Here is a 16,722-nt window from a genome sequence, read left to right as displayed (position 1 = left end):
GGCCGGCGCCGTCCATGCCCAGCTTCGCGTCGCGAGGTCCTGAATCCGCTCGCGGTCGGCCATCGCGAGCGGCATGATGAGGCGGTGGAGGTGCTGTGGTCGCGGTCCCTGCACATGCGGCCCAGCTCGTCGACGCTTGCGGCGACCGCCGAGGCCGTGGTCGTGGCCGAGCGACGCTCCCGACTCGTGCGGCTCGATCTCCGCACCGGGGAGCCGCTGTGGGAACAGCGCGTCGAGGACTGTTACGGCAGCACCGTCCTGACCGCGGACACCTGCCTTCACCTCAGCCAGACCGGCGTCCTCCACTGCTTCGATCTGAGCAGCGGCAATCGGCTGTGGTCGACGCCCCAGCCGTGGGACCGACGTGACCTCAGCGTCAGCGGCACGACCATCCTGGTCGGCGGATGGCGCGGCTACCACCCTCTGACACGGCTGTCCCGGGCCGGCGGCGAACCGTTGCCGACCGCCCTCGGGAAGTCCTTCCGGCAGCTGGCGCCACTGCACGATCTCACCGGGCGTCCCGTCCTTCTCGCCGATCCGAAGCTGCCGCGCCTGTGGCAGTTGGACCCGGAGTCCGGCGCCCTCGTTGCCGACTGGCCGCTGCCCGCGCCGGTGTCGGTCCCCGACGGAGGCCCGGCCGGCGCCCTCACCGAAGGCGGCCTCATCACTTTCCAGGCCGGTTCGCGCATCGTCATGGCGTTCCAGCCCGACACCGGCGTCCGCGAACTGTGGCGGCACGACCGTGACCTGAGGCATGTCTCGACGTTCGACGGCACCACGCTGTGGCTGCTCGACGACGCCGGCTGCACCCTGGTCGACCTGCGCGACGGAACCAGGTCGAACGTCGAGCTCCGCGCCTCGAGTGTGCCGTCCTCGGTTGCGGCCGGACCCCACGGCGCGACGATCGCCTTCCGCGACGGTGACATCGTCGCGGTCGATCGCGACGGCGTTGCCCTCGCTCGTCTGCGGCTGCCCATTCGCGCCGGCGAACTGCGGCGGGTCGCCGACGGAACCGTTCTCGCCCTCGGCAAGGGATATCTGATGGCCCTCGCCCCTGTCCTTCGGCGTGATGCCCGCGACGCCCGACGGTGACAGCACCCCACTCGGAACGCCCGACCCCTCTCGTAAGTTTCCGTAAGGTTCCGGTATAACAAGGGATCTTGGCGGGCGGAGGGTGGTGGGTCGTGAGCGGTGACGGTGCGCTCATCGAGTGCGAGAGCCTCGTCCGCATCTATCAGACCGGCCCGGTCGAGGTGCAGGCGCTGCAGGGCCTCGACCTGGTGGTGGAGCGCGGCGAGATGGTCGCGGTCGTCGGCGCCTCCGGGTCCGGCAAGTCGACCCTGTTGTCGATCCTGGCCGGCACCGATGCGCCGACCGCCGGGCGGGCCCGGGTCGACCGCTGGAACCTGCTGTCCATGTCCCGGGCCGACCGGGTGCGCTACCGCCGCCACACCGTCGGGTTCGTGCGCCAGCAGACGGCTGCCAACCTCGTCCCGTACCTCACCGCCGAGCAGATGGTCGACCTGCCGATGACGGTGGCGGGCGTCCCCGGCCACGAACGCCGCGAGCGCAGCGGGGAGCTGCTCGAGGCGCTCGGAGTCGGCGGCTGCGCCAAGCGCCGGCCCGGTCAGCTCTCGGGCGGGCAGCAGATGCGGGTGGCCATCGCGGTCGCCCTGGCCAACCGCCCGCACGTGCTGCTGGCCGACGAACCGACCGGCGAGCTCGACACCGCGACCTCGGCCGAGGTGTTCGCGGGGCTGCGGGACGTCAACCGCGAGCTCGGCGTCACCGTCGTGGTCGTCACCCACGACCCGGCGGTGAGCGGCCAGGTCGAGCGCACCGTGGCCATCCGCGACGGGCGCACCAGCAGCGAGGTGCTGCGACGCACGGCCACCGCCGACGACGGCGGCACGCACATCATCGCCGAGGAGTACGCCGTGATGGACCGGGCCGGGCGCATCCAGGTGCCCCGCGACTACCGCGAGGCGCTCGAGCTCACCCGGCGGGTCCGGCTGGCCCTCGAACCCGACCACATCACGATCCGGCCCGACGCGTGAGCGGCCCGCTGCTCTCGGTCCAGGCGGTCCACCGCTCGTTCGGCACCGGCCCGGCCGCCGTGCACGCTCTGCGCGACGTGTCGTTCGAGGTCGAGCCGGGCACGATGGTGGCCCTGGTCGGGCGGTCCGGATCCGGCAAGACGACCCTGCTCAACGTGATCGGCGGACTCGACCGCCCCGACTCGGGCACCGTGGTCGTCGACGGCCTCGACCTCGGTGGCCTCGACGAGGACGGGCTGTCCCGGCTGCGCCGCGAACGGGTCTCGTACATCTTCCAGACCTTCGGCCTGATCCCGGTCCTGTCCGCGGCCGAGAACGTCGGCGTGCCGCTGCGGCTGGCCCGGGCCGACCCGGCCCGGCGGGAACAGCGGGTGGCCCAGTTGCTCGGCCTGGTCGGGCTGGACGGCCACGCCCAGCAGCGGCCCGGCGAGCTCTCCGGCGGGCAGCAGCAACGGGTGGCGATCGCCCGGGCCCTGGCCGCCTCACCCCGGCTGCTGATCGCCGACGAGCCGACCGGCCAGCTCGACGCCGAGACCGGCCTGGCGGTGATGGCGCTGCTGCGCGGCGTGGTCGAGTCCGAGGGCGTCACGGCCGTCGTCGCCACGCACGACCCGGTGATGATGGCGCTGGCCGACCGGGTCATCCGGATCACCGACGGACGCGTGACGCCGTGAGACCCGGACCGTACGGGTGCTGACCCTCCTCAGCCGCCGGGGCCGGGCCCAGTGGCCGCTCCTGACCTCGCTGCTGGTCACCCTGGTCGTCGGCACGACGTTGCTGGGCACGAGCACGCTGCTGATCACCCTGACGTCGCAGCGTTCGGTGGAGGTCGCGGCGGCCCGGGCCGAACCGGACGACGTGGCCGTCACCGCGTACGTGGCGGGCATCTCCGCGGCGAACGCCGGATCGGTGGCGGCCGACACCCGCTCGGTGCTGACCTCGGCCGTCGCGCCGTTCCCGGCCACCACCGTCACCCGGGCCTCGTCCGTGATGCGGGAACTCCCCCTCGCGGGTCCCGAGGGCGGCGGCTATCTGGCCGCTATCGAGGACCTGCCGTCCCGGGCCGCCCTGTTGACGGGTCGCTGGCCGCGCCCGGGCGCGACGCCCCGGGAGGCGGCCGTCCTGCAGAGCACCGCCCGCCTGCTCGGGCTCGACGTCGGTGACCGGGTGCGGCTCGGCGACGAGATGGGCCGCGACCCGAACGGTCCGGTCGAGGTCCGGGTGGTCGCCGTCGTCCGCCCGCGTCAGGATGCCGGCTGGGACCGTGATCCCCTGTACGGCACGGGCTACGCCGCGGACCCGCCGGAAAGCACGTCGGCCCGCCCCGTACGCGCGTACGGACCGTTCCTCATCGACCTCGGCGAGCTGCTCGCCGGCGGGTCCGCCCTCGGCCGGCTCGAGGTCTCGGCCCGGCCCGACCTCTCCGACCCGACGAGCCGTGACCTCAACCGGGTCACCGCCTCGCTGCTGCGGGCGGACCGCCGGCTGAACGGCACCCTGGGCGACCGCATCGAGGTCGAACGGGTCGCCTCGCCGCTGCCCGGGACCCTGCTCGACGCGCGACGGCAGCAGCAGCTCACGTCCTCCTCGGTGCTCGCGCTGGCGCTGATCGGGCTGCTGCTGACCGCAATCGCGCTGGCCCTGGCCGCCCGGCTCACGACCGGGGTGCGTACGGGGGAATCGGACCTTCTCACCGCGCTCGGCACCAGCCGGCGGCAGTTCACCGCGGTGGCCGCGATCGAGGCCGGCGCTCTCGCCGTGCTCGCTTTCGCCGTGGCGGTGCCGGCCTCGTCACTGCTCTATGCCGCCCTGACCCGGCTGAACCCGCTGGCCGACGCCGGGCTGACCGCCCCGGTGCGCATCAGCGGGGTTCAGTTGCTGGTGGTCGGCGGTGCGGCGGCGGCCCTGGCCGGGCTGCACATCCTGCTGGCTGTCCGCCCGGCCCCGGCCGCCGGTGACCGTCGCGGGCACCGGGAGCTGCTCGCCCGATCCGGCCTCGACCTGGTGCTGCCGGCACTGGCCGCGATCGGCTGGTGGCAGCTGCGGGCCCAGCCGGCCGGGGCCGGCTCACGGGCCGATGCCGTACGGGTGCTGGCCCCGGCCCTCATCCTGGCCGCCGGGGCCGCAGTGGCCCTGCGCCTGCTGCCGCCCCTGCTCCGGGCGGCCGAGCAGGTCGCCGGCCGGACCCGGGGATTCATCTGGTCGCTGGCGGCCTCCGGGGCCGCCCGGCGCCCGCAGGCCCTCGCCGCGGGACTGCTGATCTGCCTGGGCTGTGCCGCTGCGTCCTTCGGCACGGCGTTCAGTGCGACCTGGCATGCGTCCCAGGTCGACCAGGCGGAGCTGTCGGTCGGCACCGACCTCGCTCTCTCCCTCGCCGGTGCGCCGGTGACCGGCCAGAGCGCCACGGTCCGCGACGCCACCGGCGGCACGGTCAGCCCGGTCGCGCGGCAGAACATCGTGGTCGGCCAATGGCTCGGCGGACCGGGATCGTCGCCCCGGCTCGTCGCGGTCGACACCCGCCACTCCGCAGACCTGCTGCGCGGCCGGCTCGACGCCGGCCGCGACTGGTCCGGCGTCACCCGCGGGCTGGCGCCGGCGACACCGGTGACCGGGGTCGCCCTGCCGCGGGGCGCGGTCCCGGCCATCGTGGGGACCGCCACCGGCAGCAGTCCGGTCCAGGTCACCCCGCATCTGATCCTCCGGGACGAGAACGGACTACAGACGTCCTGCACCGCCGGACCGGTTCCGCTCGACGGCCGGCGACACGCCGTCAGCCGGTGCGCGCCGGTTCCCGGGCTGCGGCTGATCGGGGTCACGTTGCCGGTCACGGGACAGACCGAGGTGCAGAACGTGAGCTCCGTCGACGTCACGCTGACCCTGCCCGCCTCGAGCGCCCCGGCTCCGCAGTGGACGGTCCGGCCGGGGAATCCCGCGTCGAGTCAGCTCACGAACGAAAAGGTCACCTTCGACGGCCGGAAGCTCCGGGTGACCGCCACGGTGAGCTTCGCCGACAGCGCACCGTCGAGCCGCGTCCTGGTCGCGACGGCCTTCGCCGAGCCCGGCCCGATGCCGGTGGTCCTCTCCACCCGCCTGGCCGCGAACGTCAACGCCCATCGCGGCTCGGAGCTGACGTTCGCCGTCGACCAGACCGCCGTCAAGGCCGTCGTCCGTGACATCGTGCCCGAGGTGCCCTCCGAGCCCGGGGAAGCGGCCGTACTCGCCGACGTGGACTGGCTGGCCCGGGCCCTCGCCGTCCGGGGCAACGTGGTGTCGCCGGTGACCGCGTGGTGGGTCGGCCACCCGGCGGTCGACGACGCCCGATCGCGGGCCGGCGACCTGCGGCTCGGGCCGGTGAACACGCCCGGGGCCGAGGCCGACCGGCTCGCCGGCAGTCCGCTCCGGGCCTCCTATCCGGCCGTGCTGCGGGTGCTGGTCGCGGCCGCCGTCGTCCTGCTGCTCGGTGGCGTCCTGCTGCACGTCGTCTGCGACACCCAGGCCCGGGCGGTTGAGGTGGCCCGGTTGCGGGGCCTCGGCGTCTCGCGGCGCGGCATCCGCCGGGCCCTGATCGGTGAGCACGCCTTGATCGTGCTGCCTCTGCTCGCCGCGGGCGCCGGCGTGGGCGCGCTGACCTCCGCGCTCATCGCTCCCCTGCTGATCCGGTCGGAGACGGGCGCCGCCGCCGTCCCCGCCGCGACGGCGGACTGGCCCTGGGGAGCCGAGGCACTGCTGCTGACCGGGCTGATCGGCGCCTGCGGCCTGATCACGGGTGCGGTCGTCCTCGTCCAGGCCCGGCGGGCCGACGCCGCGCACCTGCGGGTGGCGTCATGAGGATCCGGTGGCCGCGGTTGCACTGGCCCAGCGTCCGGGGGCGGGCTCGAGCCGACGCGGGCCCGCTGCTGCTCACGGCGGGGGTGGTGACCGCCGTCGTCCTGCTGGCCGGATCGACACCGCCCCTGATCCGCCAGACCTCGGACGACGCCACTCGCGACGCGGTCCGCCGGGCCGCCGACGACGCCGCCGTCCGCGTGGAGGCCGAGTGGCCGGACGACTACGGGCCGAACGGCGGCCGGATGCGTTCCCCGCAACTCGCCGCCGACGTCTCCGACGTGGCCGCCCGGGCCGCCGGCGAACTCGACCCCACCCTGAGCTCCGCCCTGCGGCCACCGGTGACGAGCGTCTCCAGTGTCTCGCTGATGATCACCGACGGCAGCGTCCAGCGCCGTCTGCGCCTGGAATATCTCGGCACCCCGACCGGTCAGCCCGCGGTGACGTGGGTGGCCGGCCGAGCGCCCGGCCCGTCGACCACCGACGAGTTCCTCGAGATCCCGCTGGCCGGCCCGCCCTGGCCCGTCCAGGTCGGGTTGTCCGAGGCCGACGCGGCCGCGCTCGGGGTGGGGCCGGGCGACCGGATCCCGGTTCAGGACGAACGACGAACCCCCTACGACGTCCGGGTCACCGGGGTCTTCCGGCCCGCCGACGCGACCGATCCGGCGTGGAGCGCCGCCCCCTGGGTGCTGCAGCCGGCGGCCAACCGGGACGGCCTGGGCAGCACCCGCATCGGGGCCCTGCTGTCGCCCGAATCGCTGCCCGACGCCCGGCTGGCCCTGCGGTCCGACCAGTTGACCCGGGTGGTCCGCTTCGACGCCGATCCGACCGCTCTGACCTGGCAGTCGGCCCAGGCCCTGGCCACCTCGGTCGCCGGGCTCAAGGGCGGATCGGCGGTCTCGGCCGAACGGGACCCCTCGTTCAAATGGTCGACCCGGCTCGACAGCGTGCTGGCCGATCTGCGGGACCAGATCGCCACCACGTCCGCGCAGGCCTCGGTGCTCCTCCTCGGCCTGCTGGCGGCCGCCCTGCTCGTCCTGGCCCTGACCGCCGACCTGCTCACCCGCCGCCGGGCGGCGGCGCTGACCACGGCCCGGCACCGGGGCGCCTCGCTGCCCGGCCTGGCCGCCGAACTGACCGTCGAGGCGGTCGCGGTCGCCGGGCCCGCCACCCTTCTGGGACTGGCGCTGGCCGTCGCCCTCACCGGCAGTGCTTCACTGACCTGGGTGGCACCGTTCGTGATCATCGCGCTCGGTGCCGTACCCGCGTTCGGTACGGTGACGGCCGCCCGGGCCACCCGTGACCGGCGCACTCCGGCCAACCGCAGCGCCCGCCGCCGGCAACGCCACACCGGGCTGATCCGGCGGGTGGCCCTCGACGCGGCGGTGGTGGCCGTGGCCGCGGCGGCGCTCGTCGCCCTGCACCAGCGGGGTCTCGGCGCCGGCACCGGCGGAGACGGCGCCCTGCCCGCGGCGGCTCCCGCCCTCGGCGCCGTGGCCGTCACTCTCCTCCTGGCCCGGATGCTGCCGATCGCCACCGGTCTCGTGCTGCGATTCGCCCTGCGATCGCGTCATCCCCTGGTGCTGTTCGGAGCCGCCCGGGCCGCCGCCACGTCGGCCCGGGTGCTGCCCGCCGTCGCCCTGACAACCGCTCTCGCCGTCGGAGCGTTCTCGATCACCCTGTACGCCACCACCCAGCGCGGCCTGGTCGACGGCGCCTGGCAGACGACCGGGGCGGACGCCCGGCTCGACATCAGTTCCGACGCGCCGGGTTCGTCGGCCGGGGTGGCCGGCCGGATCGCCGCCGCCCCCGGGGTCCGGCACGCGGTCGAGGCCGAGGTGAACGACAACGCGCGGTTCATCGCCGATTCCACGTCGGTTCCGGCCCGCCTGATCATCGTGGACACCGAGGCCTTCGGCCGGCTGCTGGCCGACACCCCACTGCCCGGACTGCCCGCCTCCGCGGCGCTGACCGCCACCCGCGACGGTGCCGTGCCGGCGCTGGTCCGGACGGCCGACGGCAGCCTCACGCCCGGCGTGCAGTTCCGCCTGCCCGTGGTGACCAACCAGTCGATCGCCCTGACCGCCGTCGGCGCGGCCCCCGCCCTGGGCAGCGGGGAGGACACGGTGGTCATCGATTCCAGGACCGCGACGGCGGCCGGTCTGACGGTCGAGCCGAACACCGTCTGGGCCACCGGTCCCGGCGCCGCCCAAGCGATCCGGGCCGCGGGCACCGACGGCCGGCTCACGATCCGCACCGAGGTCCTCGACGAACGCCGGACCGCCCCGCTGACCTCCGCCCTGGCCCGCCTGTGCCTGATCGCGGCGCTCGTCCTGCTGGGCCTGAGCGTGCTCGGTTTCGCCCTGGCGGCCGCCGCGAACGCTCCCGCCCGATGGGAGACCCTGGCTCGCCTGCGGACGCTGGGCCTCCGACCACGTGACACCCGCCGCGTGGCCGCGGGTGAACTGGTGCCCGCCACGCTCTTCGCCGCCGTGCTGGCCCCGCCCTTGGGCGCGCTGCTGGCCGGGCTCGCGGCCGGCCCGCTCGGCCTCCGACTGCTGACCCGGCAGGCGTCCCCACCCACGACGGTCACCCCGTGGTGGACGATCGAGGCCGTGACCCTGGCGGTCCTGGTCGTGGCGCTGATCGGCACCGTGGCGGCCGAGTCGGCCACACGCCGACGCAGGCGCTTGGGCGAGACCCTGCGCGTCGGCGACCGCTGAACCCACAGCCCCCGGCCGCGGGCGGCCGGCGCCACCCAGTAGCCGATCTCGGCTCCCGATGACGCCGGTCGGTGCGCTTGAGGTCGATCACGCCGGCGAACGCGCCGCGACTCCTCACATGTCGATCGTCACGATCACGACGGCGAGTACCACGGCGGCCGATGCGGCGATCACGGTAGCGAGTATCGATGTCGTGACCACAAAAACTCCGCCGACGCCGGCGAGCGTGCCCTCGATGACGAGAAGGAGACCACGCGCTGTCCACGGCGGATTCGCACCGTGCGGTCGTCGCCGTGTCGCACCGGTCCTGCGTCGTCCGCCGCCGGCGACTTCATTGGACGAGCCACGTCTCTTTGTTACGGTCATGGGGAGACCACCTCCGACTGACGGTCGCGGGTAAGGGATCATGAACGGCATCCGTGGGCAAGACGGATGCCGTTCTCTGTGACCTGGGCACGAATTCCACAATGCCGAAACACAGTCACGATGACCTCCGGCAAAAGGTCCTTCGGGCTCCCTTACCACTACCGTAGGCGCTCGACCCCCTACGCAGGCAAGACGCTGCGGCGCAGGGAACGCGAGTGAGATGAAGATGAATGCCGCATTCACGCAGAGCCGCTTTTGACGAATGGCGCATCTCGACGCGAGACTTCCCGCGCGGCTGATTCGGGGACCACGCTATCCCACACATCGCGATCACGCATTGATGACTCATCATCGGAAAGCGAGGATTTGGCGGGACCACACCCGGGCCGGTGAAGTCGGCGCTCACAACAGTGACGTCCAAGTCGCTGGATCTGAGCGCCGTCTCATGACCGGCCAAGCCATCGGCAGCGTCGCCGGGAGGTGATCAGATCGCGTCGACCGTGAACAGGATCGCCTGTTCGGGAGTCAGCAACGACGGCGGCAGGCCGACTCTCATCAGCACCGACGCCGGCAGTGTCACCTCACCGTCGGCCAGCCATGGCGGTGGCGCGTCCTGCGTGGTGCGCGGCGGTCCGCCCAGCACCAGTGGCCGTACGACGTAGCTCCGGTCGGGGTCGAGGCCCGCGAAGCGCATTCGTTCCGGCACGGCCGCGGCGCCGGCCCGCAGTGTCACCAACGCGAAGAGCGCCGTGCGCCGGTCGGGCGACACCACACCGTGGACCAGGCGCTCGGGGTCGTCGCCGTCGGAGCGGACCACGGTTCCGCCGTGCAGCAGCGCGCGTCGCTTCTTGTACTCGGCCACCCACTCGCCGATCAGGGCGCGCTCGTCCGCCGTCGTGGTGGTCAGGTCCCATTCGACGCCGGCGTGGCCGAACAGCGACGTGGCCAGCCGGAAGCCGAGTGCGCCGGTGCGGCCGGTGATGTGGGCGACGGGCGCGCCGACGTGCGAGCCGAGCAGCTCGGGAGGCATCAGCACGTTCGTCCAGCGCTGGATCTGCTGGCGTTCGAGGGCGTCGTTGGTGTCGGAGGCCCAGAAACGGTCGACGAGATCGAGGATGCCCAGGTCGATGCGGCCCCCGCCGGCGGCGCAGCTCTCGATCTCCAGCGCCGGGAAGCGCCGCTTCAGCTCGGCCATCAGGCGGTAGAGCGCGCTCGTCTGCCGATGCGCCGCACCGTCCTGAGCGACGTCGCGGTTGTGGTCCCACTTCACATAGGCGATCGGATATTCGGCGAGCAGCGCGTCGAGGCGATCGAGAACGTAGGTGTAGGCCGCCGGCCGCGACAGGTCGAGCACGAGCTGATGGCGCCACGTGGCGGCCGACGGGCCGCCGAGGATCCAGTCGGGATGCGCGCGGGCCAGGTCGGAGTCGGGCGAGATCATCTCGGGTTCGAGCCACAGCCCGAAGTCCATGCCGCGCGCGTGCACCACGTCGATCAACGGCTGGAGACCGTCCGGCCACCGTGCCGTGTCCACGGTCCAGTCGCCCAGCGCGCGCCGGTCGTCGGTGCGGCCGCGGAACCAGCCGTCGTCGAGCACGAACCGCTCCACGCCCACCTCGGCGGCGGCGTCGGCCAGCGCGGTGAGGCGTTCGAGGGAGTGGTCGAAGTAGACGGCCTCCCAGGTGTTGAGCACCACCGGGCGGGGCTTCAGCGGGGCGCGGCGCGAGCGGATCCACGTGTGCAGCCGCTCCGACAGCCCGTCGATGCCCTGGTCGGACCACACCGCGACGGTCCACGGCGTGGTGTAGGGACCGTCGAGCCGCATCTCGCCGGGCGCGAGCAGTTCCCCCGCGCCGAGCACGGTCGAGCCGAGTGCAGACTTCTCGGCCCACAACTGCTTGTCGCCGCTCCACGCCAGATGCACGGCCCAGACCTCGCCCGACCGGAACGTGAAGCCGGGCGTGCCGAGCATCATCAGGTACGGATCGTCGTGCCCGGGCTTGCCGTGCCGGGTCTCACGCACCCAGGCCCCGGTCCGCAGCGGGGACCGTTGCGGTTTCCGCTCGTACGCCCAGATGCCGCCGAAGTCGAGCAGCTCGGAGGCGCGCGCCGGCACCGGAAGGACGACCGCGAGCGAGCCGGGTTCGAAGGACCCGGACGGAGCGACGGTGTGCCGCAGGCGCAGGACACCCTGGGCGCTCAGCTCGATCTCAGTCGTCACGGAGAGTTCGCCCGCCGAGAGCCGGACGAGAACCGAGCCGGGCGAGGGCTGGGACACGTCGGTCACCTCGAGGAGAGGCGCTCCCGGGATGGCGGGCCGGCCGTTCCAGCCGTCGCCGAGGGTGGGCAGTAACGACAGGTAGGGCGGCGCGTCGAGCGAGCTCGGCGGATTCGCGGGGACGGACGCGTCGGCGTACGCGGAAAGCTCTTGATCGGAAAGCTCACCGAGAGCCGCGCCCCAATGGAGGACCGCGGGTGGCCGAGGGCCGCGGGCGTCCAGCACGAAGCTGGTGCCCGCGGCCGTCAGGTGGATCAGCAACTCTTGTTACTCCTTGACCGGGATGGCCTGGGACTTGAGGGTGTCGATGGTCGACTTCTGGGCCGAGGTCAGGGCGTCGGTCAGGGTGCCGCTGCCGGAGACCGCCGCCTTGAAGCCGTCCGAGGCGTTGGCGTAGGTCGCGGTCATCGTCGGACCCCAGGTGAAGTCGGGCGTGACCTCGCCGGCGGCCTGCGCGAAGACCTCGTAGATCTTCTGGTCACCATAGAACTTGACCGGGTTGGTCAGGTACGAATACTTGGTTCCGGCCGTGGTCGCCGGGTAGAGCTGGGCCGCCTTGTTGAGCAGGCCGAGCGCTTCCTCGCTGGTGTTCAGCCAGAGGGCGAACTGCGCGGCCTCGTACGGGTGCTTGCTCGTCTTGAAGATCGCGGTGGCCGAGCCGCCCCAGTTACCGGCGACCGACTGGCCCGCGCTCCACTGCGGCATCGGGGCGACCCGCCACTTGCCGGCCGTCTTGGGCGCGCCGCTCATGATCGAATTGGCCCCCCACACGGCGGACACCCAGGTCCAGGCCGAGCTGGAGTTGTACGCGTTGTCCCACTCGGTGGTCCACGGCGGGACGGTCGAGACGAGCTTCTTGCTGATCAGGTTCTGCCAGTAGTCGGCGACCTTCTTGGTGTTGTCGTCGGTCAGGTTGACCGTCCACTGGTTGCCGTCGTTGGCGAACCAGCGGCCGCCGGCCTGCCACGCGAAGCCTGCGAACTGGTTGATGTCGCTCTGCGAGAAGTTGGTGATGTAACCGCCGGCCGCCTTGACCTTCTCGGCCGCCGCCGCGTACTCGTCCCACGTCTTCGGGATCGGAATGCCGGCCTTCTCGAACAGGTCGGCCCGGTAGAACAGGGCCATCGGGCCGGAGTCCTGCGGGATCCCGTACGCCGTCTTGTCGTCACCGAAGCTGACCTGGTTCCAGGTCCACGGGATGAACTGGTCCTTGGCCTTGGCCACGATGTCGCACGACTGCACATCGAAGAGGCCGTCCTGGACGCGGAAACTGGGCAGCGCGTCGTACTCGATGTGGCCGAGGTCGGGGGTGTTGCCCGCCTTGAGCTGGTTGAAGAAGTTCTGGTAGGTGCCGCCGTTGCCGTTCGGGCCGGTCTGCACCTTGACCTGGATGTTCGGGTTCTTGTCGTTCCAGACCTTGACGACGTCCTCGATGCCGGGGATCCAGGTCGTGTAAGTAAGGGTGACGGGACCACTCGACGGGGCGCAGGAGGCAGCGGCGGCCCCCGTGTCGGAGTCGGAGGAGGAGCCGCCGGAGCCACAGGCGGCCAGGGCCAGCGCCGAGATCAGCAGAGCGCTGACGGCGCTTACAGATTTGCGCATTTTGCGTCCTTCGAAGGGAGGGATTCTGCTTGCGATCGGGTGGTGCCTACTTCACGGCGCCGGCACCCAGGCCGTTGCGCCAGAAGCGTTGGAGCAGAAGGAACGCGATCACCAGGGGCGTGATCGAGAGCAGGGCGCCGACGATGACCAGGCCACGCAGCTCGGGGATCTGGTTCACCTGGGTGTTCCAGGTGTAGAGGCCGAGCGTGACCGGGAAGAGCCGCTCGTCGCTGAGCATGATCAGCGGGAGCAGGAAGTTGTTCCACACGGCGACGAAGTGGAACAGGAAGATCGTGACCAGGGCCGGGAACATCAGCCGGGTGGCCACCTTGAAGAACGTGCGGATCTCGCCCGAGCCGTCGATGCGCGCCGCCTCGAGCAGTTCGTCCGGCACACTGGCGGTCGCATAGATGCGGGCCAGGTAGACGCCGAACGGATTGACCAGGCTGGGCAGGAACACCGACCAGAACGTGTTGGTCGCGTCCACCTTGCTGAACAGCAGGAACAGCGGGAGGGCGAGCGCGGTGGCCGGCACCAGCACACCGCTGAGCACGACGTTGAAGAGCAGCTCGCGACCGCGGAACCGGTACTTGGCCAGCGCATAGCCGCACATCGCGGCCAGCACGGTGCCGAGCAGGGCGGCGCCGCCGGTGTAGAGGATGCTGTTGAGCATCCAGCGGAGGAAGACCCCGTCCCGGTACGCGAACAGGTCGCTGATGTTCGCGAACAGGTCGAAGTCGGCGAACCAGAGCGGGTTGGTGCTGGTGAACTGGTCGGAGCTCTTGCTGGCGCCGACGAAGAGCCACCAGATCGGCACCAGGAAGTAGAGCGTGCAGACGGCCATCACGAGCATGGCCCCCGTACGGGAAAGCAGTGGTTCTTTGATCCTGGTTTTTTCCGGAGCGTGAGTGCTCACTGCTCACCCCTCCGTGACGTGAACCGCAGGAAGGCGAACGACAGCACGAACGTGGTCAGCGCCAAGGTCACCGAGAAGGCGGCGGCCAGGTTGAAGTTCGGGATCGACGACGTCGAATAGACCGTCAGGTTCGGCGTATAGGTGCTGGTCACCGCCGAGCTGAAGCTGCGGAACACCTGCGGTTCGGCCAGCAGCTGCAACGTCCCGATGATCGAGAAGACGGTGGTCAGCACGATCGCCGGCATGACCAGCGGAATCTTGATGGACCAGGCGATCCGGAACTGACTCGCGCCGTCGAGCTTGGCCGCCTCGTACACCTCGGCCGGGATGGCCAGCAGCGCCGAATAGATGATCAACATGTTGTAGCCGACGTAGACCCAGGTCACGACGTTGGCCATGGCCCACAGCACGAGGTCGGCCGACAGGAAGTCGATCGCGCTGGTGACCGGCTTGAGCGGGGACAGGTTCGGGGAGTAGAGGAAGCCCCACATGATCGCGGCGATGACACCCGGGATCGCGTACGGGACGAAGAAGGCCAGCCGGAAGAAGCGGCGCCCCTTGACCAGGCCGGAATCGAGCAGCAGGGCCAGGATCAGCGCGAGGCCGAGCATGACCGGCACCTGTACCACGCCGAAGACGAGCACCCGGCCGATCGACGTCCAGAACGCGCCGTCGGAGAAGACGCGCTCATATTGGGTGAGGCCGCCGAAGACCTCGCGGGCCGGGCCGAACGTGCCGGTGCGCTCGACGGTGTAGAGCGACTGCACGATCGCGTACCCGATCGGCAGCAGATAGAACAGGATGAACAGCACGCCGAACGGCACGACGAAGAAGGGCACCGCGCGGCCGTGGCGTACAGCTCTTGCGGGTTTCGGATCGCTCCTGTGCGGCTCGTGTCTTGATGCGACGAGTGTTTGCGTCATGCTCACGCCTCCTTTCGCTGTGATTGCTCCCGTACGACCCGGACCGCTCCCGCCGGCACCGACAGCTCGCCGTCGACGGCGCGTCCGGTGAGCAGCTCGGTCCCGACGACCGGGTGCTCGACGTCGCGATCGCTGTGATTGATGACGAAGACGTATTCGCCCCGGCGCACGACCTCTTTGCTGACGGTCGACGGCCGCGTCCCGGCGGCTCGGGCCACGACGGATTGCAGCGTTTCGGCATCCAGACCGCCGGCGACGTACCAGGCCTCCCCGGCCCCGAACGCGTTGCGGGTGACGACCGGGGTGCCGTCCTCGTACGTCGCCTCGGCCGTCGCCGTCGTCAGGCGCAGCCGCTCGGACCAGACCGTGGCGTGGCCGCCGCCCTTGAGGGGCAGCTCGTGACCGGGCAGCAGCGGCGCGAACTCCTCGACGACGACGCCCAGCAACTCGCGGAATGCGCCGGGGTAGCCGCCGAGGCGTACGCGATCATCGGGGTCGACGATGCCGCTGTAGAACGTGATGACCGCCGTCCCGCCGCCCTCGACGTAGCGCCGGATCGCGGCCGCCTCGTCGTCCGACACCATGTGCAGGCAGGGCACGATCACCGCCCGGTAGCGGCTCAGATCGCTCCCCGGTGCCACGATGTCGGCCGTGACGCCCCCGAGCGCGCGGTAGGCGGCGTGCACCTGGTCGAGGTAGCGGACGTCCTGGGACGGCCGGGCCTCGGTGTCGGTCGCCCACCACGATTCCCAGCTGAAGACGAGCGCGACGTCGGCCTGGACCGTCGAGCCGGCCACCTCGCCCAGCTTCCCGAGCGCGGCCGACAGCTCCAGCACCTCGCGCCACAGCGCGGTGCCGGTGCCGGCGTGCGGCAGCATCGCCGAGTGGAACTTCTCGGCGCCCTGGGCCGAGGCCCGCCACTGGAAGAAGCAGATCGTGTCGGCGCCGCGGGCCACGTGGGTGAGCGCGTTGCGCAGCAGCTGCCCGGGTTCCTTGGCCAGATTGTGCGGCTGCCAGTTGACCGCGCCGGTGGCCGTCTCCATCAGCATCCAGGGGCGGCCGCCGGCCAGTCCGCGAGTCAGATCGGCGGCGAACGACAGCTCGGCCCGCGGGTCGGCCAGGCGGTGGTCGAGGTAGTGGTCGTTGGCGATCACGTCCATGTCCGCGGCCCACGACCAGTAGTCCTGGTTGCGGATGTGCGCGGTGACCATGAAGTTCGTCGTGATCGGCGCCGCCGAGTGTTTCCTGATCACCGACGCCTCGGCGCGGTAGTGGCCGAGCAGCGCGTCCGACGAGAACCGCTGGAAGTCGACCAGCTGGGCCGGGTTGCGGACCGACAAGGCGCTTCTCGGCGGGAGCACCTCGTCGAACTCCGAGTAGCGCTGGCTCCAGAACGCGGTGCCCCACGCCGTGTTGAGCGACGCGATCGTGCCGTACCTGCCGCGCAGCCACACGCGGAACGCATCGGCGCTGGCCTCGCAGTAGCAGAGCGCATTGTGGCAGCCGAGTTCGTTCGACACGTGCCACAGCTCGAGCGCCGGGTGGTCGCCGTAGCGGGCCGCAACCTGCCCGACCAGGCGCAGGGCGTGCTCCCGGAAGACCGGCGAGCTCGGGCACCAGGCCTGCCGCCCGCCCGGGAAACGGGTGGTGCCGTCGGCCGTGACCGGGAGCACCGACGGATGCCGGTGGGTGAGCCAGGGCGGCGCGCTGGACGTGCCGGTGCCGAGGTTGAGCCGGATGCCCCCGTCGTGCAGCAGGCCGATGATCTCGTCGAGCGCGGCGAAGTCGTACTCCCCCGGGCGGGGTTCGATCGCCGACCAACCGAACACGTTGACGGCGACCAGGCCGACGCCGGCCTCGCGCATGAGCGCCACGTCCTCGCGCCATACGTCCGGCGACCACTGCTCGAAGTTGTAGTCGCAGCCCAGGCCGATCATCGCGTTCCCTTCATGTGTGCACGTGCACACATTTCGGCGCGAGAACTCGCCGATGACGAATGTGTGAACGGGCACACACTGGCACGGCGTTGTCG

11 protein-coding genes are annotated in these 16,722 nt (G+C 71.7%); 5 read left to right on the top strand and 6 right to left on the bottom strand.

Features of this window, described 5'->3' with window-relative positions; translation table 11 throughout:
* The first annotated feature begins 84 nt into the window (after positions 1–84).
* The 5 genes from KOI35_RS16160 to KOI35_RS16140 all read left to right on the top strand — a co-directional run bounded on the left by KOI35_RS16160 (position 85) and on the right by KOI35_RS16140 (position 8,605).
* Entirely contained in the window at positions 85–1,092 is a 1,008-nt protein-coding gene (locus KOI35_RS16160) for an outer membrane protein assembly factor BamB family protein (protein ID WP_215788278.1), read from the top strand.
* Between the two features lie 92 nt (positions 1,093–1,184).
* Positions 1,185–2,057, top strand: coding sequence for an ABC transporter ATP-binding protein (locus tag KOI35_RS16155; RefSeq protein ID WP_215788277.1), 873 nt, complete (start codon positions 1,185–1,187; stop codon positions 2,055–2,057).
* Entirely contained in the window at positions 2,054–2,731 is a 678-nt protein-coding gene (locus tag KOI35_RS16150; RefSeq protein ID WP_215788276.1) for an ABC transporter ATP-binding protein, read from the top strand. The genes KOI35_RS16155 and KOI35_RS16150 overlap by 4 nt, the downstream gene beginning before the upstream one ends.
* A 16-nt stretch (positions 2,732–2,747) precedes the next feature.
* Positions 2,748–5,885, top strand: a complete 3,138-nt coding sequence (locus KOI35_RS16145; RefSeq protein WP_215788275.1) for an FtsX-like permease family protein — start codon at positions 2,748–2,750, stop codon at positions 5,883–5,885.
* Positions 5,882–8,605, top strand: coding sequence for an FtsX-like permease family protein (locus KOI35_RS16140; RefSeq protein WP_215788274.1), 2,724 nt, complete (start codon positions 5,882–5,884; stop codon positions 8,603–8,605). Before KOI35_RS16145 ends, KOI35_RS16140 begins: the two co-directional genes overlap by 4 nt.
* A gap of 114 nt (positions 8,606–8,719) precedes the next feature.
* Here the strand turns inward: KOI35_RS16140 and KOI35_RS16135 are convergent, their stop codons facing one another.
* The 6 genes from KOI35_RS16135 to KOI35_RS16110 form a co-directional block, all read right to left on the bottom strand.
* Positions 8,720–8,971, bottom strand: coding sequence for a hypothetical protein (locus KOI35_RS16135; RefSeq protein WP_215788273.1), 252 nt, complete (start codon positions 8,969–8,971; stop codon positions 8,720–8,722).
* Between the two features lie 484 nt (positions 8,972–9,455).
* Complete coding sequence (locus KOI35_RS16130) at positions 9,456–11,510, bottom strand: alpha-galactosidase (RefSeq protein ID WP_215788272.1); 2,055 nt, start codon at positions 11,508–11,510, stop codon at positions 9,456–9,458.
* Between the two features lie 6 nt (positions 11,511–11,516).
* Entirely contained in the window at positions 11,517–12,851 is a 1,335-nt protein-coding gene (locus tag KOI35_RS16125; protein WP_215788271.1) for an extracellular solute-binding protein, read from the bottom strand.
* A gap of 46 nt (positions 12,852–12,897) precedes the next feature.
* Positions 12,898–13,767, bottom strand: coding sequence for a carbohydrate ABC transporter permease (locus tag KOI35_RS16120; protein WP_308121027.1), 870 nt, complete (start codon positions 13,765–13,767; stop codon positions 12,898–12,900).
* Positions 13,764–14,606: a carbohydrate ABC transporter permease gene (locus tag KOI35_RS16115; protein WP_308121026.1), complete on the bottom strand. Its 843-nt coding sequence runs from the start codon at positions 14,604–14,606 to the stop codon at positions 13,764–13,766. The genes KOI35_RS16120 and KOI35_RS16115 overlap by 4 nt, the downstream gene beginning before the upstream one ends.
* An 86-nt stretch (positions 14,607–14,692) precedes the next feature.
* Positions 14,693–16,627 (bottom strand): beta-galactosidase, encoded by a 1,935-nt coding sequence (locus KOI35_RS16110; RefSeq protein ID WP_215788269.1) that lies wholly within the window; start codon positions 16,625–16,627, stop codon positions 14,693–14,695.
* Positions 16,628–16,722: the final 95 nt, after the last annotated feature.

The organism is Paractinoplanes bogorensis (assembly GCF_018829635.1).
GTDB lineage: Bacteria > Actinomycetota > Actinomycetes > Mycobacteriales > Micromonosporaceae > Actinoplanes > Actinoplanes bogorensis.
This window is presented reverse-complemented; position numbering and strand designations above follow the sequence as displayed.